Source organism: Pseudomonas sp. W15Feb9B, from assembly GCF_000828175.1.
GTDB classification, from domain to species: Bacteria; Pseudomonadota; Gammaproteobacteria; order Pseudomonadales; family Pseudomonadaceae; genus Aquipseudomonas; species Aquipseudomonas parakoreensis.
In genome coordinates this window covers 249179-274470 of record NZ_JTKF01000023.1, presented here as the reverse complement: position 1 = coordinate 274470, position 25292 = coordinate 249179, and the positions used below count along the sequence as shown (strand labels likewise).

13 protein-coding genes are annotated in these 25292 nt (G+C 62.4%); 5 read left to right on the top strand and 8 right to left on the bottom strand.

What is annotated here, in order from left to right:
* Positions 1–45 precede the first annotated feature (45 nt).
* The 5 genes from OC71_RS13305 to OC71_RS13285 form a co-directional block, all read right to left on the bottom strand.
* The gene (locus OC71_RS13305) at positions 46–270 is read right to left on the bottom strand and encodes an MbtH family protein (RefSeq protein WP_041069721.1); all 225 of its coding nucleotides are present in this window, start codon (positions 268–270) and stop codon (positions 46–48) included.
* Positions 271–353: 83 nt separating this feature from the next.
* On the bottom strand, positions 354–1766 hold the full coding sequence (locus tag OC71_RS13300; RefSeq protein ID WP_041069719.1) for an aspartate aminotransferase family protein: 1413 nt from the start codon (positions 1764–1766) through the stop codon (positions 354–356).
* Between the two features lie 143 nt (positions 1767–1909).
* Positions 1910–2395, bottom strand: a complete 486-nt coding sequence (locus tag OC71_RS13295; protein WP_041069716.1) for a GNAT family N-acetyltransferase — start codon at positions 2393–2395, stop codon at positions 1910–1912.
* A 204-nt stretch (positions 2396–2599) separates the two neighbouring features.
* The gene (locus OC71_RS13290; protein WP_041069713.1) at positions 2600–3922 is read right to left on the bottom strand and encodes an ATP-binding protein; all 1323 of its coding nucleotides are present in this window, start codon (positions 3920–3922) and stop codon (positions 2600–2602) included.
* Positions 3922–4602, bottom strand: coding sequence for a response regulator (locus tag OC71_RS13285; protein WP_007969056.1), 681 nt, complete (start codon positions 4600–4602; stop codon positions 3922–3924). The genes OC71_RS13290 and OC71_RS13285 overlap by 1 nt, the downstream gene beginning before the upstream one ends.
* A gap of 296 nt (positions 4603–4898) precedes the next feature.
* Here OC71_RS13285 and OC71_RS13280 point away from each other — a divergent pair, with 296 nt between their 5' ends.
* The 4 genes from OC71_RS13280 to dsbG all read left to right on the top strand — a co-directional run bounded on the left by OC71_RS13280 (position 4899) and on the right by dsbG (position 9056).
* Positions 4899–5582: a hypothetical protein gene (locus OC71_RS13280; protein WP_041069709.1), complete on the top strand. Its 684-nt coding sequence runs from the start codon at positions 4899–4901 to the stop codon at positions 5580–5582.
* Positions 5583–5706: 124 nt separating this feature from the next.
* Positions 5707–7440, top strand: coding sequence for a protein-disulfide reductase DsbD (gene dsbD, locus OC71_RS13275; protein ID WP_041069706.1), 1734 nt, complete (start codon positions 5707–5709; stop codon positions 7438–7440).
* Complete coding sequence (locus OC71_RS13270; protein WP_041069703.1) at positions 7441–8310, top strand: TlpA disulfide reductase family protein; 870 nt, start codon at positions 7441–7443, stop codon at positions 8308–8310.
* Complete coding sequence (gene dsbG / locus OC71_RS13265) at positions 8286–9056, top strand: thiol:disulfide interchange protein DsbG (RefSeq protein WP_041069700.1); 771 nt, start codon at positions 8286–8288, stop codon at positions 9054–9056. The genes OC71_RS13270 and dsbG overlap by 25 nt, the downstream gene beginning before the upstream one ends.
* A gap of 83 nt (positions 9057–9139) precedes the next feature.
* Here the strand turns inward: dsbG and OC71_RS13260 are convergent, their stop codons facing one another.
* Together OC71_RS13260 and OC71_RS13255 are read right to left on the bottom strand one after the other, a co-directional pair.
* Positions 9140–9952 carry an alpha/beta fold hydrolase gene (locus OC71_RS13260; RefSeq protein ID WP_041069697.1) on the bottom strand — a complete coding sequence of 271 codons (813 nt, stop codon included), beginning with the start codon at positions 9950–9952 and terminating at the stop codon, positions 9140–9142.
* A 229-nt stretch (positions 9953–10181) separates the two neighbouring features.
* Complete coding sequence (locus tag OC71_RS13255; protein WP_041069694.1) at positions 10182–23180, bottom strand: non-ribosomal peptide synthetase; 12999 nt, start codon at positions 23178–23180, stop codon at positions 10182–10184.
* A 368-nt stretch (positions 23181–23548) separates the two neighbouring features.
* On the opposite strand from OC71_RS13255, the gene OC71_RS13250 reads away from it, so the two are divergent.
* Positions 23549–24103 carry an RNA polymerase factor sigma-70 gene (locus tag OC71_RS13250; protein WP_027613402.1) on the top strand — a complete coding sequence of 185 codons (555 nt, stop codon included), beginning with the start codon at positions 23549–23551 and terminating at the stop codon, positions 24101–24103.
* A gap of 97 nt (positions 24104–24200) precedes the next feature.
* Here OC71_RS13250 and OC71_RS13245 read toward each other — a convergent pair whose 3' ends face one another.
* The gene (locus OC71_RS13245; RefSeq protein ID WP_041069691.1) at positions 24201–25214 is read right to left on the bottom strand and encodes a GNAT family N-acetyltransferase; all 1014 of its coding nucleotides are present in this window, start codon (positions 25212–25214) and stop codon (positions 24201–24203) included.
* Positions 25215–25292: the final 78 nt, after the last annotated feature.

Sequence of the window (25292 nt, the reverse complement as noted above, 5' to 3'; positions counted from 1 at the left end):
CCGCTGACTGTCACCAGTCCAGCGGGTTTGTTTTTGCCTGTCAGATTACTGAGCAGCCATCTGCCCTTCCATCTTCTGGCGCAGGCTCAGCGGACGCATGTCGGTCCAGACCTCTTCGATGTAGGCCAGGCATTCCTTCTTCAGGCCGCTCTTGCCCACGGTGCGCCAGCCTTGCGGCACGGCTTTGTAATCCGGCCAGATCGAGTATTGCTCTTCGTGGTTGACCACGACCTGAAAGAGGATGTCCTCGCGGTCGAATACTGACGTCATGCTGGTTCTCCAATCGTTGTGAGGGTGGGCTGCAGCCGAGTGCAGCCGGTTATGTAGAAAGAACGTCCGGCGCTGCGAAAAATTTACTCAGCGCCAGTGGCAGCGGCCAAGGCCCGGCCAAAGATCTCGGCGACGCGGTCGATTTCGGCGGCGGTGATCACCAGCGGCGGCAGGAAGCGCACCACCGCGCCATGCCGGCCGCCCAATTCGAGAATCAGTCCGCGCTTGAGGCATTCGCGCTGCACCAGCGGTGCCAGACGCGCGAACGCGGGAGGGTGACCGAGAGCATCCGGCGCGCCGTTCGGGTCAACCAGCTCGACGCCGAGCATCAAGCCACGACCACGAATGTCGCCCAGTTGCGGAAAGTCGCGTTGCAGGATGCGCAGGTGTTCGCCCAGGCGCTCGCCCATGGCGGCGGCGTGTTCGCAGACCTTGTGCTCAAGCAGATAACGCATTACCGCGGAACCGGCGGCCATCGCCATCTGATTGCCACGGAACGTGCCAGCGTGGGCACCCGGCTGCCAGGTGTCGAGCCAGTCGCGATAAACCACCACCGCCAATGGCAGGCTGCCGCCGATGGCTTTGGACAACACCACCACGTCGGGGACGATACCGGCGTGTTCGAAGGCAAACATTTTGCCGGTACGGGCGAAACCGCTCTGGATCTCATCGACGATCAGCGCCACGCCAGCCTTCTCGGTAATCCGGCGCAAACCGCGCAGCCACTCGACATCAGCCGGAATCACCCCGCCTTCGCCCTGCACCGCCTCGACAATCACCGCTGCTGGCAACTGCACGCCGGCTTCAGGATCGTTGAGCAGGTTTTCCAGATAACTCAGGTTGGCTTTGATCCCGGCTGCGCCGCCGAGACCGAACGGGCAACGGTAGTCATACGGAAACGGCATGAATTGCACACCGTTGCTGAGCAAGGCGCCCAGCGGCTTTTTCGGCCCCAGGCTGCCCATCAGGCTCAAGGCGCCCTGGCTCATGCCGTGATAACCGCCGGAGAACGACAGTACCGTGCTGCGCCCGGTGGCGGTGCGTACCAGTTTCAGCGCGGCTTCCACCGCATCGGTGCCGGTCGGCCCGCAGAACTGGATTTTCGCCTCGGCTGCCAATGCCGGCGGTAGCAGGCCGAACAGGTCCTGGACGAATTGATCCTTCACTGGCGTGGTCAGGTCGAGGGTGTGCAGCGGCAGCTCATCGGCGAGCACTTGCTGGATCGCCTCGATCACCACCGGGTGGTTATGCCCCAAGGCCAGCGTGCCGGCACCAGCCAGGCAGTCAATGAACGTACGGCCTTCGACATCCTCGACGTACAAGCCCTTGGCGCGTTTGAGGGCCAGCGGAATGCGTCGCGGGTAGCTGCGGGCATTGGACTCCTGCTGGCTCTGCCGGGCCAACAGTGGCGATTCGTTGAACTGGTACAGGGTTTCCGCCGGCGCGGCGGTGATCCGCCCCGACGACTCTTCGATAAGGCTGGTGGCGACTGACATCTCTCGACCCCTCAATACGCTATGGATAGTGACCAAAACAGCACACCGCACAGGTGCGCGTTCCGGTCGCGGGGCGCACATGCAGGTTTTCCTGTTCTGGAAACGCTTAAGCGGGGCGAGGATTTAGACCCTTGATCAAGTTGTCAGCCAGGCAATGCCAACGGCTTGTACAGCGTCACGCGGTGCAAGCCCTGATCGCTGGCGGGTGGCGCCGAATCGCAATAGCCCAGATGTCGATAAAAAGCCGCGCCACTGCGGGTGCTGGCGATGCACGCCTGCGGCACACCACGAATCCGCAGCCAGCCTTCCAGGTCGCTCATCAGCGCACGTCCTGCGCCACGGCGAAACCATTCCGGCTGCACATGGCAAAAGCCGATGTCACCGCTGGCTGTGGCCATGCCGACCCCCACCGGTTTGTCCTGTAGCAGGGCGACGTTCAGGTAGCAATGCGAGTCGGCAAGGCGCGCACTGATGATGTCGGCGGATTGCCGGTCAATCCAGCGGTTGACCTGCTGCGGGTCGTTGCGGTGTTCCAGCGCACAACCGACGCGAATCGAGCGCTCGATGATGCGACTGATGAGGCCGGCGTCGGCAGGTTTCGCTGGACGAATGCAGATCGGTGCTTGCATGGCGCGTTCCCTCAATCCATTGAGTCAGAGCAGCCCCGACCTTAGCGTCGAGAGCTGTGAATCACTAATGGAGAGAAGTTACATTTGATGTAGACCAACACAAATCCCCTGTAGGAGCTGCCGCAGGCTGCGATCTTTTGATTTTGATTTTTTCAAGATCAAAAGATCGCAGCCTGCGGCAGCTCCTACAGGGGGGAAGTGTTTTCAGAGGGGCTGTAGCGGCATGGTCAGCTCAACGCGCAGCCCATCCGCGCGGCTGTCGAAATGCAGGGTGCAGGCGCAGCGCTGGACGATAGCCTGGACGATGGCCAAGCCGAGGCCGCAGCCGGTGCTCTGGCCGTTGCGCCAGAAGCGTTGGGTCAGGTGCTGCAGATCTTGCGCCGCAATCCCCGGGCCGTGGTCGCGCACCACAAAACGGGCGCGTTGGCCGACCGTTTCCAGACTCAGCTCGACCTCAGCATCCGCCGGGGTATGGCGCAGGGCGTTGTCGAGCAGATTGCGCAACGCGGCAATCGACAGCACCGCCGGCATTTGCACCGGCGCACTGGAGAGCTGCTTGGGCAAGTGCAGTTTGATGCGCTGACGCTCACCGCCCGCTGCATCCTGCATCGCCAGTTTAGCCACCTGCTCGGCGCTGCACTGCACGCCATCATCGAACGACAGACTGCCCTCGACCCGCGCCAGCAACAGCAGTTGCTCCAGCGTGCGGTGCATGCGGTCGGCGCCCTCCTCGGCCCGCGCCAGCGACTGATCGCGGGCACTGCCTTCGGTCATGCGCGCCACTTGCAGGTGGGTCTTGATCGCGGTCAGCGGGCTGCGCAGTTCATGCGCGGCGTCACCGGTCAGGCGTCGCTCGCGCTCGATGGTCTTGCCGATGCGCTGGAACAGCTGGTTCTGCGTATCGAGCAACGGTTTCAGTTCGCTGGGAAACGACTGCAACTGCAACGGTTCCAGCGAATCGGCGTTACGCCGCATCAAGGCTTCGCGCAGGCGATTGAGCGGCGCCAGGCCCTGGCCGATGCCCAGCCACAACAGGCACAGACAACCGAGCAACGCCACGCCGACCGGCACCGAGGCCGCCAGCAGGATCGACATGTTCAGCGCTTCGCGTTCGATCTGCCGATCAGCCGTGGTGATCCGCACGTCGCCTCGCGCGAGGGTAAAACTGCGCCACGGCGCGCCATCGATCATCTGGTCATGGAAGCCCATTTTTTCTGCTTCCAGGGTTTGCTCGGGACTGCTGTGACTACGCGCGAGAATCTCCCCGCGCAACGAACTGACCTGACAGGCCATGCCGCCGGGAATGTTCAATTGTTCGGCGCTGAAATGGGTGCCCTCGCCCTTGCTCGGCAGCGCCGGCAGTTGCTCCAGCAGCCCGGCGACCATGCGCGCCGAAGCCACCAACCGCTGATCAAGGGAAAACATCATCTGATTGCGCAAGTCGCTGAGCATCCAGGCAGCGGCCAGGGCCCAGATCAGGGCAAACGCGGCGCCGAGGGTCAGACTCAGGCGCAGACGCAGGCTCATCACTTCTGTTGTTCTCCACCATCGGCCGGCCCAAGGCGATAACCCAGACCGCGCACGGTTTCGACGATGCCCTTGCCGAGTTTGCTGCGCAGGTGGTGGATATGCACGTTGAGGGCGTTGCTCTCCAGTTCATCATTGAAGCCGTAGACGCTGTCCTTCAACTGCTCGGTGGACAACACCCGGCCACGGTTGTGCAACAGCGCCTGCAACAGCGATTGCTCGCGGCGCGACAAATCCACCGGTTGCCCGGCCAGAGTGGTTTCGCGGCTGCTTGGATCGTAGGTCAGCGCACCGTGCTCAATCAGGTTGACGCTACGCCCGGCGACCCGGCGCAGCAGGGTTTGCAGGCGCGCGAACAATTCACGCAGATCGAAGGGTTTGAGCAGGTAATCGTCAGCCCCGGCTTGCAGGCCGTCGACCCGATCGGTCACCGAATCGCGCGCAGTCAGGATCAGCACCGGAATTTCCAGGCCCTGTTGACGCAGTTGTTGCAGCAACTTGAGGCCATCTTCGTCGGGCAGGCCAAGATCGAGCACCATCACGTCGAATTCGGCGACCTTGAGCATCGCCCGTGCTTTCGAGGCGGTATTGACGTGCTCGACCGTCAAGCCTTGGGCTGTCAGGCCGGCGACGATGCCACTGGCGATCAACTCATCGTCTTCGCAAACCAGTACGTGCATGGTGGTTCCCTGAAATAAAAGGCAAGTCGAACAGAACAGGATTAAGCCGCAATTATGGCAGGGCGACAACCAACACGGCAGCGACTCGTTTGTTCGCCGGGTCCGGACTCAAAACTGCCAACAGACAACTTGCGCAAGAACAAGGCTCAATCAACATAAAAACAAACTAGCCGACATGAAATTCAACACCTTCAAACTATACAAACCCACAACTAAAAACTAATCTCGCTTTCGCAAGTTACATACAACTAATCAAAACTTTAAAAACATAAATCAACCTATTAAAGGAACCATGAATGAGCATTACAAAAAACTTCGTAGCCGTTGACTGGCGCACCGGCCCCGACCGCATTTATTTCTTCTTCCCGGAGAAAAACAGTTATTCCCGTTTCGACTTCGAGGATAACAAAGTACTTTCCGGCTTCCCCAAGCCGGTGGATGGCAAATGGGAAGGCTTCGACAAGACCGCTGCAGACTTGCGCTTTGGCTTTACCACGACGACCACCCACTGGAACGGTGGCGTCGACACGCTCTGGCTGTTCTACGACGAAGGAACAACACCCTCCGTTTGTGAGTTCAGCCAACAATCCGACAAGGCACTCTCGAAAACCCCCATCGCAAAATCAAAGTGGGAAAAAATATTGCCTTACTACGACAAAATCGTTGGCGTCATGTGGGCTGAAAGCACTGCGCAAAGAGAGAGTTACTGGTTCTTGTTAAATGACGGAAACTATCTGATCTACGAAATATACTCAAAGACCCTGGAACTACTACCTCTTAAAGGTTCGCCCTGGGCATCGCTGGAAGAATATAAAAGCCAAATGATGACAGCCGTCACCAATGACTACCCGACCTTCGACACTTACTTTTATGTTTTCCTGAACGACAACCGCTACCTGCGTTATGAACAGAGCGCGAAAAAAGTATTTGGCCCGTATACAATCTCCGACTCAACCTGGCCGGGACTGCTGAAGGACTGAGCCACTCGCAGGCACCAGTGAATCGGCGTCGGGTCGCCCATCCGACATCGTGCGGGGCGGTTAATCATCGGTTAATCGCCACCCGCCACTGTGCACCAGACTTGCACAGGGACAAGGCTCCTCCATGCGTCATTTTTTTCTTTTGTTTGCACTGCTGATCTCCAGCCTGGCCCAGGCCGGGAACAATCCATTCGAGACCAAACCGGAATTTCTGCCGGTCGACAAAGCCTTCGTGCTGACCTCCGAACGCCTGGAATCCGGGGAAACCCAACTGTTCTGGCAGATCACGGACGGCTATTACCTGTACCAGAAACGCCTGAAATTCGACGGTTTGTCGGCAGAGCAGCAGCCGACGTTGCCCGAGGGCGAGTCGCACAGTGACGAATTCTTCGGTGAACAACCGGTGTATCGCCAAGGGCTGGAGGTGAAAGTCCCGGCCTCGGCCAGCGGTCAGATCAAGGTCAGCTATCAGGGCTGCGCCGATGCCGGCCTGTGTTATCCGCCGCAGACCCGGGTCATTGACCTGGGCGGCAAAGCAACACCAACGGCCAGTGCTGAAGCGCCGGATCAAGCCTTGGCCAGCAGCCTGCAACAACGGGCGCTGGGCTGGAGCCTGCTGGTGTTCTTCGGCCTCGGCCTGCTGCTGGCGTTTACCCCGTGTTCATTGCCGATGCTGCCGATTCTGGCGGGCATGATTGTCGGCAGCGGCGCCACCCCACGCCGTGGTTTCGCCCTGGCCAGCAGCTATGTGATCTGCATGGCGCTGGTGTATGCCGCGATGGGGGTGATCGCTGCGCTGCTCGGCGCCAACCTGCAGGCGTGGCTGCAAAATCCGTGGCTGCTGGGTGCCTTTGCGGCGATTTTCGTGGTGTTGGCGCTGCCGATGTTCGGCTTCTTCGAATTGCAATTGCCGGTAGCCTTGCGTGATCGCCTCGAACACGCTTCGCGCAGCCGTAACGGCGGCAGCCTGATCGGCGCCGGAGTGCTCGGCGCGTTGTCCGGTCTGCTGGTCGGCCCGTGCATGACCGCACCGCTGGCCGGCGCCTTGCTGTACATCGCGCAGAGCGGCAATGCGCTGCACGGTGGCTTGATCCTGTTCGCGCTGGGCATCGGCATCGGTGTGCCGCTGTTGCTTTTGGTGACCGTCGGCAACCGCTTCCTGCCCAAACCGGGGGCGTGGATGAACCTGCTCAAAGGCATCTTCGGTTTCCTGTTCCTCGCGACCGCGCTGCTGATGTTGCGCCCGGTGCTGGACTCGTCGCTGTGGCTGGGCCTGTGCGGCGCGCTGCTGCTGATCGCGGCGTTCTGCGCCTGGAAGCAATCGGAAGGCTTCGGCCGCGTCGCCCAGGTGTTCGGCGCCAGTTCGTTGCTGCTCGGTCTGTGGGGCAGTCTGTTGCTGATCGGTGCCGCTGGCGGCAGTGACGACCCGTATCAACCGTTGCAGGTGTACAGCGCTGGCCGGGGCGCCAGCACCACGCCGAGCGGGCATGACGCGTTCACCACGATCAAGGATCCGGCAGCCCTGCAGCGCGAACTGGATAGCGCCAAGGCTCAGGGCCAATGGGTGCTGCTCGATTACTACGCCGACTGGTGCGTGTCGTGCAAGGTCATGGAGAAACAGGTGTTCGGCAAGGACAAGGTCATGCAGGCACTCAGCGATGTGCGCCTGCTGCGCCTCGACGTCACTGCCGACAATGCCGCCAGCCGCGAGCTGCTTGGCCGCTACAAAGTCCCGGGGCCACCGAGTTTTGTCTGGATCGGCACCGACGGCGAAGAGCGGCGCAGCCAGCGCATTACCGGCGAAGTGGATGCCGAGACGTTCCTGCAACACTGGACCACCACCCGAGACGCCAATTAAATGCTGACGTTCACCCTCGGCACCTTTGCCATCGCGCTCAACCACCTGTTGCTGATCAGTGCCTTGGCGCTGGCGACCTTTGTCGGCTGGCGGGTGGCCAAGCGTGGTGGCGATAACCCCGAGTCGGCGCTGTTCAGCCTGTTCCTGCTGGGCATGCTCGCGGCGCGCGTGGCATTTGTGACCCTGTACTGGGGCCACTATCGCAACGATCCGTGGCAGATCATCGACCTGCGCGATGGCGGTTTCCTCGCCTGGCCGGGGGTGATCGTGCTGCTGCTCGCCGCTCTCTATCGCGGCTGGCGTCGCCCGGGGCTGCGTCGGCCACTGGGCTTTGGCGTGGCCAGTGGCGTAGTGTTCTGGCTGTTGGCGACCCTGTCACTGAATATCTACGAACAAGGCACGCGCCTGCCGGACATCACCCTGCGCAACGCCGCCGGGGAGACCATCCAGCTCAGCGACTATCAGGGCGGCCCGTTGGTGATCAACCTGTGGGCAACCTGGTGCCCGCCGTGCCGGCGCGAGATGCCGGTGCTGGAAAATGCGCAACAACAACGCCCGGACCTGACCTTTCTGTTCGTCAATCAGGCCGAAAGCATGCAAAGCGTTGCCACCTTCCTGGAAACCCAGGGCCTGAGCCTGAACAACGTGCTGTTCGACCGCAGTGGCCGACTCGGCCAGGCCGTGGGTTCCATGGCACTGCCAACTACGCTGTTCTATAGCCCTGACGGCCGCTTGCTGAGCAGCCATCTGGGCGAACTGTCGAACGCCAGCCTGGCCCGCGCCCTGGAAAATTTCGACACCCCGAATCCAACCGCCGCACCGGCCACCTCTGCAAGGAAACTGCCATGCCCCGCCTCCGCCACCTGCTGACGCTGACCCTGGGCACTGCCCTGCTGCACCTGCCGTCGGTGCAGGCTGCCGAAGAATTGCCCGCCGCGATCAAGCAGATCGAAGCCAAGGGCGCAAAAATCGTCGGCCAGTTCGACGCCCCGGACGGCTTGCGCGGCTATGCGGCGCAGTACCAGAACCGTGGCATGGCGCTGTACCTGACGCCGGACGGCCAGCATGTGTTGCTCGGCAATCTGTACGACGCCGACGGCAAGGACTTGAGCAGCGAACCGCTGCAAAAACTGGTCTACGCGCCGATGGCCAAGGAAATCTGGGGCAAGTTCGAAGCCAGCAACTGGATTCAGGACGGCAACAAGGATGCGCCACGTACCGTGTACCTGTTCAGCGATCCGAACTGCCCGTACTGCAACATGTTCTGGGAACAGGCGCGGCCATGGGTCAAGGCCGGCAAGGTGCAACTGCGGCACATCATGGTCGGGATCATCCGCGAAGACAGCCCGGCCAAATCCGCCGCCCTGCTGGCCGCGAAAGATCCGGCCAAAGCCCTGGAAGACCACGAAAAGGCCGGCAAGGCCAGCACCCTCAAGCCCTTGAAAGACATTCCAAAAGCGGTGCAGACCAAACTGGCCGCCAACATGCAGTTGATGGAAGACCTGGAACTCCAGGCGACGCCGGCGATTTTCTATATGGATGACAAGGGTGAGCTGCAACAGCAGCAAGGCGCGCCTTCGCCGGAGAAACTGGCGAAAATTCTCGGGCCGAAATAAGCCAGATCAAGAGATCGCAGCCTGCCGCAGCTCCTACAGGGGAACGCGTTTTCTGTAGGAGCTGCCGCAGGCTGCGATCTTTTTCAATGGCGCTCAGCCAGGAAGGCGAACAACACCTCAGTGACAAACTGCGGGTTCTCCAGACTGGAAATATGCCCCGCCTCCGGCACCAGCACCCACGGGCAGCCGATCAATTCGGCCATTTCCTGTGCTTCGGACGGCGGTCGCGGTTTGTCCTGATCGCCGCACAGCACCAGCGTGGTTGCGGCATTCAATTCGCCCAGACGCGGCAGCAGGTCATCCCGACTGAAGGTGATACGCCCCATGGGCACGATGCTTTCGCGCAGGCGATCCGCGGTGTACGCCGCCAGTTTCGCGCGGAAGTCCTGATACAGCGCCGACTGCGGATCGATGTCCGGGCGGAAGAAGATCGGTACCACGATGTCGAGCAACTGAGGCGCAATCTCGCCGCTTTCCTCGATCTGCTTGAACAGCGAGAAATAGTACTGACGGGTTGGCTCAGGCTCGACGCCGACGTAGGTGTCGAGTAGCACCAGACCGTTGATCCGCTGCGGTGCCGACAACGCCAGACGCACGCCCCACATGCCGCCGACCGACAGCCCCGCCAGCGTGACCCGTTCGATCTGCAGGTGATCGAGCAAGGCCTCGACCTGCCGCGCGATGTCATCCAGCGAGGTGGTGCCTGAAGGTAAACGCCCGGACTCACCATGGCCCCACAAATCCAGCGCAATCACCCGGTAGTGCGGTGACAGTGCAGCGATCTGCGGCGCCCACATGGCCGTGTCCCACAGATAACTGCCCGCCAGCAACACGGCCGGGCCGGTGCCTTGATCAATGTAGTGCAGCGCTTGTCCGTCAACCGTGAAGAAAGGCATCGACCACCCCCGCGATGAAAAAGAGAACCGGCAGACTGAGCTGCCGGTTGTTGATCGTCAACCCTGGATATGTACGTGAATATGCCGGTTTATCGGTGTTGAATGCACTGACGCCATCGCTGGCAAGCCAGCTCCCACAGTGATCGAATGTGTACACAAATTATGTGCTCACCATGAAACGTGTGGGAGCTGGCTTGCCAGCGATGGGGCCGGAACAGGCGCTGAAGATTTACAAGCCTTCCAGCTCCGCCATCAGATCATTCAAGCGATCCACCTTGTCCTCGGTCATGTCACTCGCCGCCAGGCCTTCGATGTACTCGGCCAGCGCCTGCACCGTGCTGCACTCGAACATCGCTCGCAGCGGCACATCGCGTTGCAGGGTTTTCTGCACCCGCGAGGCGATCTGCGTGGCCAGTAGCGAGTGACCGCCCAGCTCGAAGAAGTTGTCGCGCACGCCGACCTTGTCGACCTTGAGCACTTCGCCCCAGATATCGGCCAGGGTCTGCTCCAGCTCGTTGCGCGGGGCCAGGTAATCCTGGCTTTGCAACTGGCCGATCTCCAGCGCCGGCAAGGTCTTGCGGTCGAGTTTGCCGTTGGCGTTGTGCGGCAGCTGATCGAGCCACAACCAGTGCAGCGGCACCATGTACTCCGGCAATTCGCTGCGCAGGCGCTGCTTGATCCGCTCCAGACGTTCGCTCGAATTCAACGTGCTATCAGCCGCCACCAAATAACCCACCAGGTGCTTGCCGTTCGCCCCCTCCTGCACGCCGACCGCCGCATCGCGGACTTCCGGTTGTTCGTGCAGACGCGCTTCGATTTCACCCAGTTCGATGCGGTAACCGCGAATCTTCACCTGATGGTCAACCCGGCCGACGTACTCCAGCACCCCGTCACTGCGTCGCCGCGCGAGGTCTCCGGTGCGATACAGACGCTCGCCCGGCGCGCCGAACGGGTTCGGCACAAACACCGGCGCGGTGCGCAACGGATCGCTGACGTAACCGCGACCGACGCCGGTCCCGGCCACGCACAACTCACCCACCGCGCCCAGCGGCACCAGTTCCAGCGCGCCATCGACCAGGTACAGCAAGTTGTTGTCGGTCGGCGTACCGATCGGCAAATAGCTGCCGCGAGTCGAGGCCAGGTCGACGCGGAAGAACGCCACGTCATCGGAGCATTCCGCCGGGCCGTAAGCGTTGACCAGACCGATGTCCGGATAACGCAGCAGCCATTGGTGCGCCAGTTCCGGCGGCATTGCTTCACCGGTCGGCAGCATCCAGCGCAGACCATCGAGGCTCAGGCGTTCCGAGGCGAGCATGCCCTGAATCAACGACGGCACGCTCTCCAGCACGGTGATGCCCTGCGCCTGCACATGCACCAGCAGACCCTGCGGATCGTGAGCGATAGTGTTCGGCACAATGTCCACCCGCGCACCGAACAGCGGCGCGGCGAGGAACTGCCAGACCGAAATGTCGAAGCTTTGCGAAGCGGTCTGCGCGATCACGTCGGCGTCCGTCAGTTGCAGGTACGGCACCTTGCTCAACTGATTGTTGAGCATGCCGCGCTGCTCGACCATCACGCCTTTCGGCAACCCGGTCGAACCCGAGGTGTAGATCACGTAGGCCAGGTTGTCCGGGCCACAGTAGATCCCCGGGTTGTGCAGTGATGTCGCCAGCGCCTGCACGTCTTCCCAGACCAACAGCCGTGGTCGATTGGCGCAGCTGAATTCATCGAGCAAGGTCTGCGCCTGTTCGCGGCAGGCTTCGCTGCACACCAACACCGGCGTGCGGCTCAGCTCGATGATCCGCTGCAGACGCTGGCTCGGCAGGCCCGGATCCAGCGGCAGGTAACCGGCACCGGCCTTGAAGCTGCCGATGATCATCCCCAGCAGATCCAGATTGCGCTCGCCCAGCAGCGCCACCGGTTGATCCATCTGCACCCCGGCCGCTACCAGCGCATGACCGAGACGGTTGGCGTTGTGGTTGAGCGCCGCATAGCTCAGTTGCTGATCAAGGCACGTAGCGGCGATGCGCTGCGGATGCGCCGCGACCTGCGCTTCGAACAGCGCCACGTAGCTCTGCTCCAGCGGATAATCGTGGGCGCTCTGGTTGCAGCCGTGCAGCAGGAATTCCTGCTCATCAAAGCCCAGCAGCGGCAGGTCGGCCATGTCGCCGTGGAAACCATCGACCAGCGCCAGCAGCAGGCGCTTGAACTCGCCGAGCATGCGCTCGATGGTCGATTCGTCGAAGTAACGCTGGTCATACGACAGATGCAGACCGAGGTCATCGCCCGGGTAGCACACCGCCGTCAGCGGGAAGTTGGTGTGGGTACGACCGGAGTCCGATGTCGCGTTGAGGCTCTGCGCACGGTCCAGCACCGAGACTTCCACCGGCGCGTTCTCGAACACAAACAGACTGTCGAACAGCGGCTGGCCTTTCGGCAGTTCGCTCTGTTCCTGAATGCTCACCAGCGGCAAGTATTCGTACTCGCGCAGTTGCATGTTGCTGTCGAGCAGTCCGCTCAACCACTGCCGCACGCTGGCGCGTTGGTCGTCCGCCGGGATCTGCACCCGCAACGCAATGCTGTTGATGAACAGGCCGACGGTGCGTTGCATCTCCGGCAACTCCACCGGGCGCCCGGCCACGGTCACGCCGAACAGCACGTCGCGATCACCGCTCAGGCGTCGCAGCACCAAGGCCCATGCCGCCTGGGCGAAGGTGTTGATGGTCAGTTGATGAGCCTGGGCCAGCTCGCGCAGACGGGCGCCATCTTCAACGTTCAATCGGGTATAGCGGTCACCAACGATCATGCCGCCGCTTTCACCCGCATGTTCACGCAGGAACGGCCGGTCGCTCGGGATCGGCGTGGTGCGCTCGAACCCTCGCAGGTTCTGCTGCCACCACTGGCGTGCCTCGGCCAGGCTCTGGCGTTGCAGCCAGCCGATGTAGTCGCGGTAACGCGGCGGCAGCGACAACTGTGCTTCGCGACCTTCACCGAGGGCGGTGTAGATCTCGAAGAAATCGTTCATCAGCAGCGAACGACACCAGGCATCGATGAGGATGTGGTGGTTGCTCATCATGAACCAGTAACGCGCCGCGCCGACCTTGATCAGGCGCAGGTGGAACGGTGCCTGATTGAGCAGATCGAACCCGGCCTCGCGCTCGCTTTTGAGCAGCGCCTGCAGCTTCGGTTCTTGCTCTTCTTCGGCAACGGCGCTCCAGTCCAGGTACTCGATCGGCGTGCGCCCCGGCGTGTGGATCACTTGCAGCATGTCTTCGCCGACGTTCCAGCAGAACGATGCACGCAGCGCTTCATGACGGGCGACCACCGCTTGCCAGGCCTGGGCGAAACGCTCGGGATCGAGCTCGCTGTTGATGCGGTAGCGATCCTGCATGTAGTACAGACCGGTGCCCGGTTCGAGCAAGGTGTGCAGCAACATGCCTTCCTGCATCGGCGTCAGCGGATAGACGTCTTCGATCTGCGCGGCTGGCACCGGCAGGGCATCGAGTTGCGCCTGGGTCAGTTTCGCCAGCGGGAAGTCCGACGGCGTCAGGCCGCCGGCGTCGTCCTGCAGGCAATGTTCGATCAGGCTTTGCAGCTCGCCGAGGTAAGCGTCGGCCAGGTCATTGATGGTCTGCGCGTCATAACGTTCGGCGCTGAAGGTCCAGCGCAGCAACAGTTCACCGCCATACACCTGACTGTCGATGCTCAGCTCGTTGGGCAGCGGCGCCTGCGGATCGTGGGCTGCACCGACCGGCTCATCCAGCGGACGGAACAGTGCATCGCTGGCGAAACTCTGGTCGAACTGGCCGAGGTAGTTGAAGGTCACCGGAGCATTCGGCAACGCCGCCATGCTGCGCTGGCTGAGGTCATCGGCCAGATAACGCAGCACGCCATAACCGAGGCCTTTGTGCGGCACCGCGCGCAGTTGCTCCTTGATCGCCTTGATCGAAGCGCCCTGCCCGGCCGCTTCTTCGATGTTGTGCGGAGTCAGGCGCACTGGATAGGCGCTGGTGAACCAACCGACGGTGCGGGTCAGGTCGATCTCGTCAAACAGGGTTTCGCGGCCGTGGCCTTCCAGTTGAATCAATGCCGACGGCTGCCCGCTCCAGCGGCACAGCACGCGGGCCAGCGCGGTCAGCAGCAGATCGTTGACTTGCGTGCGGTAGGCACGCGGCGTCTGCTGCAACAATTGTCCGGTACGCTCGGCATCCAGGCGTACGCTGACGGTTTGCGCGTGACGATTCTGCTGTCCGCCCTGCGGGTTTTCGCACGGCAGCTCGGCGTTCGGCCCGGCCAGTTGGGTTTGCCACCAGTTCAGTTCTTCACGCAACGATTCGCTGCCGGCATAGGCCTGCAAACGTGCTGCCCAATCCTTGAAGGCACTGGTTTTCGCCGGCAGTTGTACCGACTGTTCGGCGTCGAGCTGGCGATACACGGTTTGCAGATCGTCAAGCAGCACGCGCCACGACACACCGTCGACCACCAGGTGATGGATCGCAATGAACAGGCGTTGCTGACCTTCGGGCCCGTCCACCAGCAAGGCACGCAGCAGCGGGCCGGTTTGCAGATCGAGACTGCGCTGGGCATCGGCAAACAGCGCTGCGCACTTGTCCATCGCCGCCACCCGCACCTGCCACAACACCTCGGCGTCGGACACCGGTTGATGCGTGGCCTGCCACTGATCGTTGACCTGGGTGAAACGCAGACGCAGGGCGTCGTGCTGCTCGATCACCGCCAGCAGCGCCTGTTCCAGACGATGCGGTTCCAGCGCCACGCTTGGCTCCAGCAGCAGCGCCTGGTTCCAGTGCTGACGCTCAGGAATATCAGTGTCGAAGAACCAGTGCTGAATCGGCGTCATGGCCGACTCGCCGACCACCAGCCCCTGCTCGGCGGTGACTTGCTCGCTACGGCTGGCGACAGCGGCCAGGGTTTGCACCGTCTGATGCTGGAACAGATCCCGTGGACTGAAATGAATGCCCTGCTGCCGCGCCCGGCTGACCACTTGAATCGACAGAATCGAGTCGCCACCGAGTTCAAAGAAGTTGTCGTTGAGACCGACCTGTTTGACGTTGAGCACCTCGCACCAGATCTGTGCCAGGGTCTGCTCCAACTCGCTGCTCGGGGCGACGTAGTGCTGACGATTCAGCTCGGGATCCGGTGCCGGCAAGGCGCGGCGGTCGAGTTTGCCGTTGGCGGTCAGCGGCATGCTCGCCAGCAGGATCAGGTGCGTCGGCACCATGTAATCCGGCAGTTGCGCCTTGAGGTGTGACTTCAGTGCTTCACGCAGTTCGGCCTGTTGCGCTTCGCCTTGCTCGGCGACGTCGCTGACCAGATAACCAACCAGTTGCTTGCCGCTCGGCGCATCCAGCGCCAGCACCACCGCTTCGCGGATCGAGTGGTGATCGAGCAGACGGGTTTCGATCTCGCCCAACTCGATGCGGAAACCACGGATTTTCACCTGATGGTCGATCCGCCCCAGATATTCCACCAGCCCATCGGCACGCTGGCGCACCAGATCGCCGGTGCGGTACATGCGCCCGCCATCGGCGGCAAACGGGTCAGCCACGAAACGCTCGGCGCTGATGCCTGGACGGTCGTGATAACCCTGGGCCAGACCGGCGCCGCCGACGAACAACTCACCGGTCGCGCCTTGCGGCACCAGTGCCAGATCGGCGTCGAGAATGTACGCCACACGGTCACCGATCACGCTGCCGATCGGCACGCTGCCGGCGCCCTCTTCCAGCACTTCCGGCGCCAGACTGGCCAGCGGCATGACCACGGTTTCAGTCGGGCCATAGGCGTTGAAGAACAGGCTCGGTTTGAACGCGGCGCGAATCCGTTGCAGGTGCTCGCCAGTCAGCGCTTCGCCACCGGTGATGATCATCCGCACCGGCAGGGTTTCATTCTGCGTGGCGAGGAACTGCGCCAGCTGGCTGCCGTAGCTCGGGGTGAAGCCGAGCACATTGATCCGATGAGTGTGGATCAAGTCGCAGATTTCCTCCGCGTCCCACTGCCCTTGCGCTCGCAAAACCACCTGCGCGCCGCTGAGCAACGGCACCAGCAGACGCTCGGTGGCAGCGTCGAAGTTGATCGAATAGAAGTGCAGTTCGCAGTCGTCCGGACGCATGCCGAAACGTTCGATCACGGCCTGGCAATGCATAGCGATTTCACCGTGGGACACCACCACGCCTTTCGGCTTGCCGGTCGAGCCCGAGGTGTAAATCAGATAGGCCTGATGCTGCGGCAGGCTGATAAAAGGCAACTCGCTGACCGGGTAATCCACCAGCGCCGCGCTGTCATCTTCCAGGCACCAGCGCGCCACGCTCGACGGCAAATCGCCGAGGGCGTTGAACATCGCGCGGTCACTGAGCAGCAGACCGATGCGGCTGTCTTCGATCATGTAATGCAGACGGTCGAGCGGGTATTCCGGGTCCAGCGGCACATAAGCGCCACCGGCCTTGAGAATCGCCAGCAGGCCGACGACCATTTCCAGCGAGCGCTCCAGCGCCAGACCGACCCGCACCTGAGGACCGACCCCACGCTCGCGCAGGGCCCAGGCCAGACGATTGGCGCGGGCATCGAGTTCGGCGTAGCTCAACGTCTGCCCGGCGAACGTCAGCGCCGGCGCGTCTTTGCGCGCCAGCGCCTGCTCGGCGAACAGATGATGGATGCATTGATCGAGACGCCGTTCGCCCGGTTCGACACCGAGGCTGTCGAGCAGGTGTTGCTGCTCCGCCGGGTCGAGCAGCGGCAACTGGCTCAGACGCTGTTGCGGATCGGCGATCAGCGCTTCCAGCAGATTGCGCCAATGCCGGGCCATGCGCGCGATGGTCGGTTCGTCGAACAGGTCGGTGCTGTAGGTCAGGCAGCAACCGAGGCGATGGTCGAGGTCGGTGACTTCAAGATTGAGGTCGAACTTGGTCGCCCGTGCATCGTTGGCCAGGTACTCGACAGTCATCCCGGCGAGCATCCGGCTCTGCTGGAATTCCCAGCGCTGCACGTTGCACATTACCTGGAACAGCGGGTTGTACGCCGCACTGCGTGGCGGTTGCAGCGCTTCGACCAGATGATCGAACGGCAGGTCCTGATGCGACTGGCCTTCGATCACGGTGTGGCGCACTTGCTCGAACAACTCACCCACCGACATCTGCCCATCGAGCTGGCAACGCAGCACCTGAGTGTTGAGGAATGCGCCGATCAGCCCTTCGCTTTCCGGGCGGATCCGGTTGGCCACCGGCGCGCCGATGCGCAGGTCGGTCTGGCCGCTGTAGCGGTAGAGCAAGGTGGCGAGCGCGGCGGTCATGGTCATGAACAGGGTCAGACCGTTTTGCGCATTGAACGCTCGGACGCGGGCGGCGAGATCATCGCTGAGATCAAAACGGAACAGTTCACCCTGATGGCTTTGCACCGGCGGACGCGGACGGTCGCCGGGCAGTTCCAGCAGCGGATGTTCGCGACCGAGTTGCGCGGTCCAGTAGTCGAGTTGGCGCTGACGTTCACCGGACTCCAGCCACTGCCGCTGCCAGACGCTGTAATCGAGGTACTGCACCGGCAACGCTTCCAGCGGCGAGTCGCGTTCATCGACGAAGGCTTCGTACAGCGCGCTGAGCTCGCGGGCAAAAATGTCCATTGCCCAGCCTTCGGTGACGATGTGGTGCAGGGTCAGCACGAAGTAATGCTCGTGCTCGGCGGTCTTGACCAGGCAGGCGCGCAGCAGCGGGCCGCTTTCCAGGTCGAACGGCAAATGCGCTTCTTCGTCGGCCAGTTGCTGGACTTTCTGTTCGCGCTGGTCAGCCGGCAGTTTCGAGAAATCCTTCCAGCCCATGCGCACGCCAGTCTCGGCATGCACCTGTTGACGGGCAACGCCATCGACGCTCGGGAACGTGGTGCGCAGGGTTTCGTGGCGCAGGATCAACGCCTGCAAGGCCGACTCGAAATGCTCGACATGCAACACGCCGCGCAGGCGGGCCATGCCGCCGACGTTGTACGCCGGGCTGTCCGGCTCCATCTGCCAGAGGAACCACATGCGTTGCTGCGAATAGGACAGCGGCACCGCCTGGCGGCGATCGACTTTGGCAATCGGCGGCTGTTGGTTGGTCTGACCGCTGGCCTGGATCAGGCGGATCTGTTCGGCGAAGTCGCCGAGTTCGCTGTGTTCGAACAAGGCGCGCAGCGGCAACTCGACGTCACAGGCCTGACGGCTGCGCGAGATGATTTGTGTGGCCAGCAACGAGTGCCCGCCAAGGGCGAAGAAATCGTCGCGCAGACCGATCCGTGGCAGACCCAGCACTTCACGCCAGATCGCGGCGATCTGTTGTTCCAGCTCGGTGACCGGTTCGACGTGTTCACGCACTTGCCACTGCGGCTCAGGCAAGGCGCGACGGTCAAGTTTGCCGCTCGGGCTCAGGGGCATTGCGTCCAGACGCATCAGTTGCGTCGGGACCATGTATTCCGGCAGCTCGGCGGCCAGTGCAGTTTTCAGGCGGGCGATCTGCACGTGCTGATCTTCGCCGGCATCGACAGCGGTGAAGTAGCCGATCAATTGCGCGCCGGCCGCGGTTTCGCGCACCAGCACCACGGCCTGGGCGACGCCGTTTTGCGCCAGCAGGCGCGCTTCGATTTCTTCCGGTTCAACGCGGAAACCACGCAGTTTGACCTGCTGATCGAGACGCCCGAGGTATTCGATCACGCCGTCCGAGGTCCAGCGTGCACGGTCACCGGTGCGGTACAGGCGTGCACCCTGCTCGCCCAACGGGTCGACCACAAAGCGCTCGGCCGTCAGCGCCGGACGACCAAGGTAACCCCGGGCCAGACCGATGCCACTGATGCACAGTTCACCCGGTACACCGGCCGGCACAGGATTGAGCTCGGCGTCGAGCACGCGGCAGATCACGTTGCCCAGCGGCCGGCCAATCGGCGAGCGCTCGCCATCGGCCGTGGTGCAGTGCCAGTGAGTGACGTTGATCGCGGTTTCGGTCGGGCCGTAACGGTTGTGCAGTTGCACCGCCGGCAGTTGTGCCAGTACGCGGTTGCGCAGTTCCGCCGGCAACGCTTCACCGCCGGAGAACACCCGACGCAGGCTGGTGCATTCGGCGCTCAGCGGCTCGTCGATGAACAGCGAAAGCAGCGACGGTACGAAGTGCAGCGTGGTCACACCGTATTCCTGCACCAGTTGCGCGATGCGATGCGGATCGCGATGCTCGCCCGGCGCGGCAATCAGCAAACGCGCGCCAGTGATCAGCGGCCAGAAGCACTCCCACACCGACACGTCGAAACTGATCGGCGCCTTTTGCATCAGCACGTCGCTGTCGTTCAGGCGATAGCTGTTCTGCATCCATTGCAGACGTTCGGCCAGCGCCGCGTGAGTGTTGCCGACGCCTTTCGGTTGCCCGGTGGAACCGGAGGTGTAAATCACATAGGCGAGGTTGTCGCCGTGCAGGTGCAGACCGGGCGCCTGGCTCGGCCAGTTTTCCAGGTGCAGCGCGTCCATGGCGATGACGCTGACGCCGTCACTGGCAGGTAGACGCTCGAGCAAAGCAGTCTGGGTCAGCAGCAGTTCGACGCCGCTGTCGCTGAGCATGTAGGCCAGACGTTCGGCCGGGTAATCCGGATCCAGCGGCACGTAAGCGCCACCAGCCTTGATGATCGCCAGCAGGCCGATCAGCAGTTGCGGCGAACGCTCGGCAGCGATTGCCACGCACACATCCGGGCCCACACCTTTATCGCGCAGATAGTGCGCGAGGCGGTTGGCCTGGGCGTGCAATTCGGCGAAGTCGAGGCTGCCGCCGTCCCACACCAGCGCGGTGCGTTCCGGCGTCTGCCGCGCCTGTTCGTTGAGCAGTTCCGGCAGCCATTGCTGCGCCGGGGTGCACGGGGCGACGCTCCATGCCTGTTGCTGTTCGTGCTCACACGGAGTCAGCAGTTGCAGGTCGCCGATCGCCTGTTGCGGTTGTTCGCAGACAGCGCGCAGCAGATTGCTGAAGTGTTCGGCCAGACGCTCGATGGTCGCCGCGTCAAACAGTTCATCGGCGTAGTCGAAGGACAAGGTCAGGCGTCCGTTGCGATCTTCTTCGCTGTGCAGTTGCAGGTCGAACTTGGCCTCGCGGCTGTGCCACGGCAACTCTTCGGCGAGCAGGCCCGGCAGGCGTTTGAGCGCACTCAGGTCGCGCTGCTGGTGGTTGAACATGACCTGGAACAGTCCCTGCTCGCGAGCCTGCGGGAACGCTTCGAGCAGTTGTTCGAACGGCAGATCCTGATGGGCCTGAGCCCCCAGCGCAGCCTCGCGGGTCTGCGCCAGCAACTCGACAAACGACTGCCGCGAATCAACCTCGGCCCGCAGTACCTGGGTGTTGATGAAGAAGCCGATCAGGCCCTGGGTTTCCAGGCGCGGACGGTTGGCATTGGGGATGCCGATGCGGATATCGCGTTGACCGCTGTAGCGGTGCAACAGGCTCTGGAACGCCGAGAGCAACAGCATGAATGGCGTCGATTGATGCGCCTGCGCGGTCTGCTTGATCGCGTCGCTGAGGCTGACACCGAGGCGCACGCTGTGGCGCGCGGCGCTGTGCAATTGTCTGGCCGAGCGCGGGTGATCGGTGGCCAGCTCCAACACCGGATGGTCGTCGCCCAGCCGGGCTTTCCAGTACGCCAGTTGCCGCTCGCCCTCACCTTGCGCCAGCCATTGGCGCTGCCAACTGCCGTAGTCGGCGTATTGAGTGGGCAGCGGCGCAAGTTCGGCGCGCTGGCCTTGGGATGCCGCAGCGTACAGGCGCGAGAATTCATCGATCAGCACGTTCAGCGACCAGCCGTCGGCGATGATGTGGTGCAACGTCACCAGTAACTGGTGATCTTCGTCGTCGAGGCGCACCAGCGTCACCCACAGCAGCGGGCCTTTTTCCAAATCGAATTGTGTGCGTGCTTCGTCTTCGCGGATCTGTTGCGCGCGGGCTTCACGCTCGTGCACTGGCAAGTCGCTGAGGTCAATCAGTTGCAGATTGAATTCAGGCGCCGCCTCGACCTGTTGCAGCGCCACACCGTCACGTTCGAAAAAGCGCGTGCGCAGCGATTCGTGGCGTTCGATCAGTTGCTGGAAGCTGGCGCGCACCGCGTCCTCGTCCAGCTCGCCACGCAGACGCAGGGCACCGGGAATGTTGTAGGCGCTGCTGTGCGGGTCGAGTTGCCAGGTGATCCACAGACGGTTTTGCGCCAACGATTGCGGCAGTGCTTCGCTGCGCGACAACGGGGTGATTTCGCCTTGGGCGCTGCCGCCGTCCTGTTGCTGTTGCGCCACGGCAGCGGCGAACGCGGACAGGGTCGGCGCCTCGAACAGCAGACGCAGGTTCAGCTCCAGGCCCAGTTCTTCGCGCACCTTGGCGATCACTTGAGTTGCTGCAATCGAGTTGCCGCCGAGCAGGAAAAAGTGGTCGTCGGCGTTGACCTGTTTGAGATTGAGTTGCTCGGCCCAGAGCTTGCCGATCAAGGCTTCCAGCTCGGAGGTGGACGCGGTCGACTCGCGGGTTTCAGCGGTGGCCGGTGGGAACGTCGCGTAGCTGTCGAGGCTGCCATCGGCCAGACGCGTGCGGCACGCCGAGCGTTGCAGCTTGCCGCTGGACGTCTTCGGCAGCGCGCCCGGATTGAGCAGCACCACCACGCTCGGCGCTTCCTGACAGGCCTCGGCCACCGCTTGGCGAATGGCTTTGATCAGTGCCTCAGGCGGCAGGATTTTCTGCACGCTGCGGCTGATTTCCGCCGCGATGCCAATGCCTTCTTCACCGTCCTGATTGACCGCGAATGCCGCGACGCGACCTTTACGCACCACTTCCACTTCACGCTCGACAGTTTGCTCGATGTCCTGCGGATAGAGGTTGTGACCACGCACGATCAGCATGTCTTTCAGGCGCCCGGTGATGAACAGTTCACCGTCGCGGATGAAGCCCAGATCGCCAGTGCGCAGCCAGGTGCGACCGGCGTGCTGGACGAAGGTCCTGGCGCTGGCCTCGGGGTTGCGCCAGTAGCCGTGAGCGATGCTCGGCCCGGCGGCCCAGACTTCACCGACGAAGTTGTCAGCTCGTTCTTTGAGCGTGACCGGGTCGGCAATCAGCACCGCGTGATCGGGCTGGCTGATGCCACAACTCATGATCGCACTGCCGTCGCCCGGCTCGGCACGATTTTGCGCCAGCGCTTGATCGTCCACGCGTAATGCAGGAATACCGGTGCCACGCGGTGTGCCGGCAACGAACAGGGTCGCTTCGGCCAAACCGTAGGACGCCATGAAGCTGTCTTCGCTGAAGCCGCACGCGGTGAACTTCTCGGCGAAGCGCTCGAGGGTGTCGAGACGGATCGGTTCGGAACCGGAATAGGCCACGCGCCAGCGGCTCAGGTCGAGTCGTTCCAGCGCCGATTCGCTGACCCGCTCGCTGCACAAACGATAGGCGAAATCCGGCCCGCCGCTGATGGTGCCGCCGTATTGGCTGATCGCTTCAAGCCAGCGCAACGGGCGACCGAGGAAGTACGCCGGCGACATCAGGATGCACGGCACGCCGCTGAAAATCGGCTGCAGTAATCCGCCGATCAGGCCCATGTCGTGGTACAGCGGCAGCCAGCTGACGATCACGTCGTCGGGGTTTACGTCGATGCCGAAACCGTGGCGAATCAGCAGCTCGTTGGCCACCAGATTGCCGTGGCTGACCTGCACGCCTTTGGGCAGCGCGGTAGAACCGGAGGTGTATTGCAGAAAGGCGATGTGGTCCTGCGGCAGGGTCGGCTCAATCCAGGACTCGGCCAGCGTGTTGTCGAGCGTATCGACGCACAGCAACGGCGGCGCGCCTTCGATGTGTTGCAAGGCATCGCGCAGGCCGGCGCTGGTCAGCAGCAAACGCGGTTCGGCGTCGGCAATGATCGACAGCAGGCGTTCCTGATGATGACGACGGGCGGACTCCGGCGGATAGGCCGGCACCGCGATCACCCCGGCGTACAGGCAACCAAAAAACGCCGCGACGTAATCCGCGCCGCTGGGGAACAGCAGCACCGCGCGATCACCGAACTCAGCCTGGGCCTGCAATGCGGCAGCAATGGTGCGCGCGCGTTGATCCAGTTCGCGGTAACTGAGCACCACGCCCTGCTCCTCGGTTTCGGCGAGAAAGCGCAGGGCCAGGCGCTCCGGCGTGTGTGCCGCACGGCGCTGGAGGGCTTGGACCAGAGTGCTGGGGAGTTCGAACGCGTCGGTCATGAGGTTTCCTGCCTGAATTCGGCTTGCTAGTGGAATCGAGGTGCTGCGTCACGCCGGTCGAGGGCGTGCAGGGCGTGGTCTGTGCCGACCGCGCAAGGCTTGGGAATGCTGTCTGGCCGGGGCTGTGCGCCCGAAGCCATTCACCAATGAGAACGGATGACGTCTGCAAATAATTAGTCAGCGGGCAGGATCGCCAACGGGGGCCGGGGTGTGGCGGTGTGTCGCAGTTCTCGATTCGCACCTTTACGGAGCATTAGTTCTCTTTCTCAATTGACAATCATTATCATTCAACATAATTTGTCGCTCGATGTGTAGGACGGCCTCGTCCCCCGGCGTCCCACTAACCTATTGGCAGCAAGGTGATTTCCATGACGGAACAAGTATCCACAAGCAGGTGCGATTCACCGCTACTTCAGGCCTTCGTCGACAATCGACTGATTCTGGTCAAGATCGCAGCGCGCATTACCGGTTGCCGTTCGCGCGCCGAAGACGTGGTGCAGGATGCGTTCTTCCGCTTGCAATCGGCGCCGCCGATCACCTCGTCGATCAAGGCGCAATTGAGTTACCTGTTCCAGATCGTGCGCAACCTCGCCATCGATCACTACCGCAAACAGGCGCTGGAACAGAAATACTCGGGCCCCGAAGAGGAAGGGTTGAATGTGGTCATTCAGGGCGCTTCGCCGGAAACCTCGCACATCAATTTCTCGACGCTGGAGCACATTGCCGACGCGCTGACCGAACTGCCCAGCCGCACCCGGTACGCCTTCGAGATGTACCGCCTGCACGGCGTGCCGCAAAAGGACATCGCCAAGGAACTCGGCGTCTCGCCGACCCTGGTCAACTTCATGATTCGCGATGCACTGGTGCACTGCCGCAAGGTGTCGGGCAGCCGTGGGGATGCGGCCTCGATGGGTCGGCGCTAAGTCCGGTTCATCGCAGAAAAAAGATCGCAGCCTTCAGCAGTTCCTACAGAGGAATACCTTTCATGTAGGAGCTGCCGAAGGCTGCGATCTTTTGCTTTTACGCCAGCTTGCACCGATCAAAAAACCGCTCACGCCCCAGAATCATCAACGCCGCGCGCTTGTGCGGAAAGTCGAACTCCTTCTCGCAGTGGAAGCACTGGTTGTGCATGTGGCCGATCATCTTCGCGTTATCGGCACGCGGTTCAGCGACCACACGCTGGGTCCGCGGATCATCCAGAAACAGGTAGTGCACCATCGCCGACAGCCAGCTCGCGACCTTGTGCGGGCCACGGTGGTTTTCCTCTCCCACCAGCATGTGAATGCCACGGTCGTAATTGTCGGCGTCGTAGAACGGCGCGATACGGTCTTCCTTGGCCCAGTAGGCCTCGAAATAGGCAAACGGTTGATCGTCGAAACAGCCGATCAGCGTCAAGGTGTGCGGATCGGCATCGAGCTTGCTCAGGTACTCGCGATGCTGCTCGAGACTGCCCTCCTCCTGCCAGAAACTGGCGACTCGCGGGCTGTTCTGCCAGCGATTGAAACGCGCCAGATCCTGCTCGATCTCCACCGTACGCAGGGAAATCCACGCACCGAGACGCGCATCGAAACGCCGATAGACCTCGCCACGCGGCTTCGCCGGGCGCAGCGGATGGCGCTTGCCGTGACTGATCACCATTTGTTGCGGGTAGCTGCCGGTCAGCGACGTGCCCAGCCAGGGTTGCGGCAACTGCCAGAACAGGGTGCGTTCGCAGCGGTATTCGCCAGCCACTTCGGTGCTGACCAGCAAACCGCTGAGCAACGCTTCAGTGGGTGGTTGATCGAGTTGCCAGAGCAGTTGCTGACAGTCCGGATCGCGTGCGAACAACCAGTAACAGGCCGCCCACAGCGCCTGCCCCACAGGCAGTGCATAACGCTCGTCGAGCTGGATCGGGCCTTTGCCCAGACGATCCAGGCGCAGGCGAATCAGCGGTTGCCCGTCCAGGCTCAGGCTCAGACGGCTTTCAGTGGCATCGGCTACCAGTTGGCTGCCCGAAGGCAGGGCCAGGGCAGCCAGGTCATTCAGATTGGACATGGGTCGGGCTCACGATAATCGTCGACAGTTCAACGATGGGACGTGAGCCGAGAGGAGAAATTTAGCCGCCTGGATGAA

Excerpts from the sequence above, each read along its gene's own strand:
- OC71_RS13300 (WP_041069719.1), bottom strand. The coding sequence starts at position 1,766 with ATGTCAGTCGCCACCAGCCTTATCGAAGAGTCGTCGGGGCGGATCACC.
- dsbG (WP_041069700.1), top strand. The coding sequence starts at position 8,286 with ATGCCCCGCCTCCGCCACCTGCTGACGCTGACCCTGGGCACTGCCCTG.
- OC71_RS13255 (WP_041069694.1), bottom strand. The coding sequence starts at position 23,180 with ATGACCGACGCGTTCGAACTCCCCAGCACTCTGGTCCAAGCCCTCCAG.
- OC71_RS13260 (WP_041069697.1), bottom strand. The coding sequence starts at position 9,952 with ATGCCTTTCTTCACGGTTGACGGACAAGCGCTGCACTACATTGATCAA.
- OC71_RS13250 (WP_027613402.1), top strand. The coding sequence starts at position 23,549 with ATGACGGAACAAGTATCCACAAGCAGGTGCGATTCACCGCTACTTCAG.
- OC71_RS13245 (WP_041069691.1), bottom strand. The coding sequence starts at position 25,214 with ATGTCCAATCTGAATGACCTGGCTGCCCTGGCCCTGCCTTCGGGCAGC.
- OC71_RS13295 (WP_041069716.1), bottom strand. The coding sequence starts at position 2,395 with ATGCAAGCACCGATCTGCATTCGTCCAGCGAAACCTGCCGACGCCGGC.
- dsbD (WP_041069706.1), top strand. The coding sequence starts at position 5,707 with ATGCGTCATTTTTTTCTTTTGTTTGCACTGCTGATCTCCAGCCTGGCC.
- OC71_RS13305 (WP_041069721.1), bottom strand. The coding sequence starts at position 270 with ATGACGTCAGTATTCGACCGCGAGGACATCCTCTTTCAGGTCGTGGTC.
- OC71_RS13280 (WP_041069709.1), top strand. The coding sequence starts at position 4,899 with ATGAGCATTACAAAAAACTTCGTAGCCGTTGACTGGCGCACCGGCCCC.
- OC71_RS13270 (WP_041069703.1), top strand. The coding sequence starts at position 7,441 with ATGCTGACGTTCACCCTCGGCACCTTTGCCATCGCGCTCAACCACCTG.
- OC71_RS13290 (WP_041069713.1), bottom strand. The coding sequence starts at position 3,922 with ATGAGCCTGCGTCTGCGCCTGAGTCTGACCCTCGGCGCCGCGTTTGCC.
- OC71_RS13285 (WP_007969056.1), bottom strand. The coding sequence starts at position 4,602 with ATGCACGTACTGGTTTGCGAAGACGATGAGTTGATCGCCAGTGGCATC.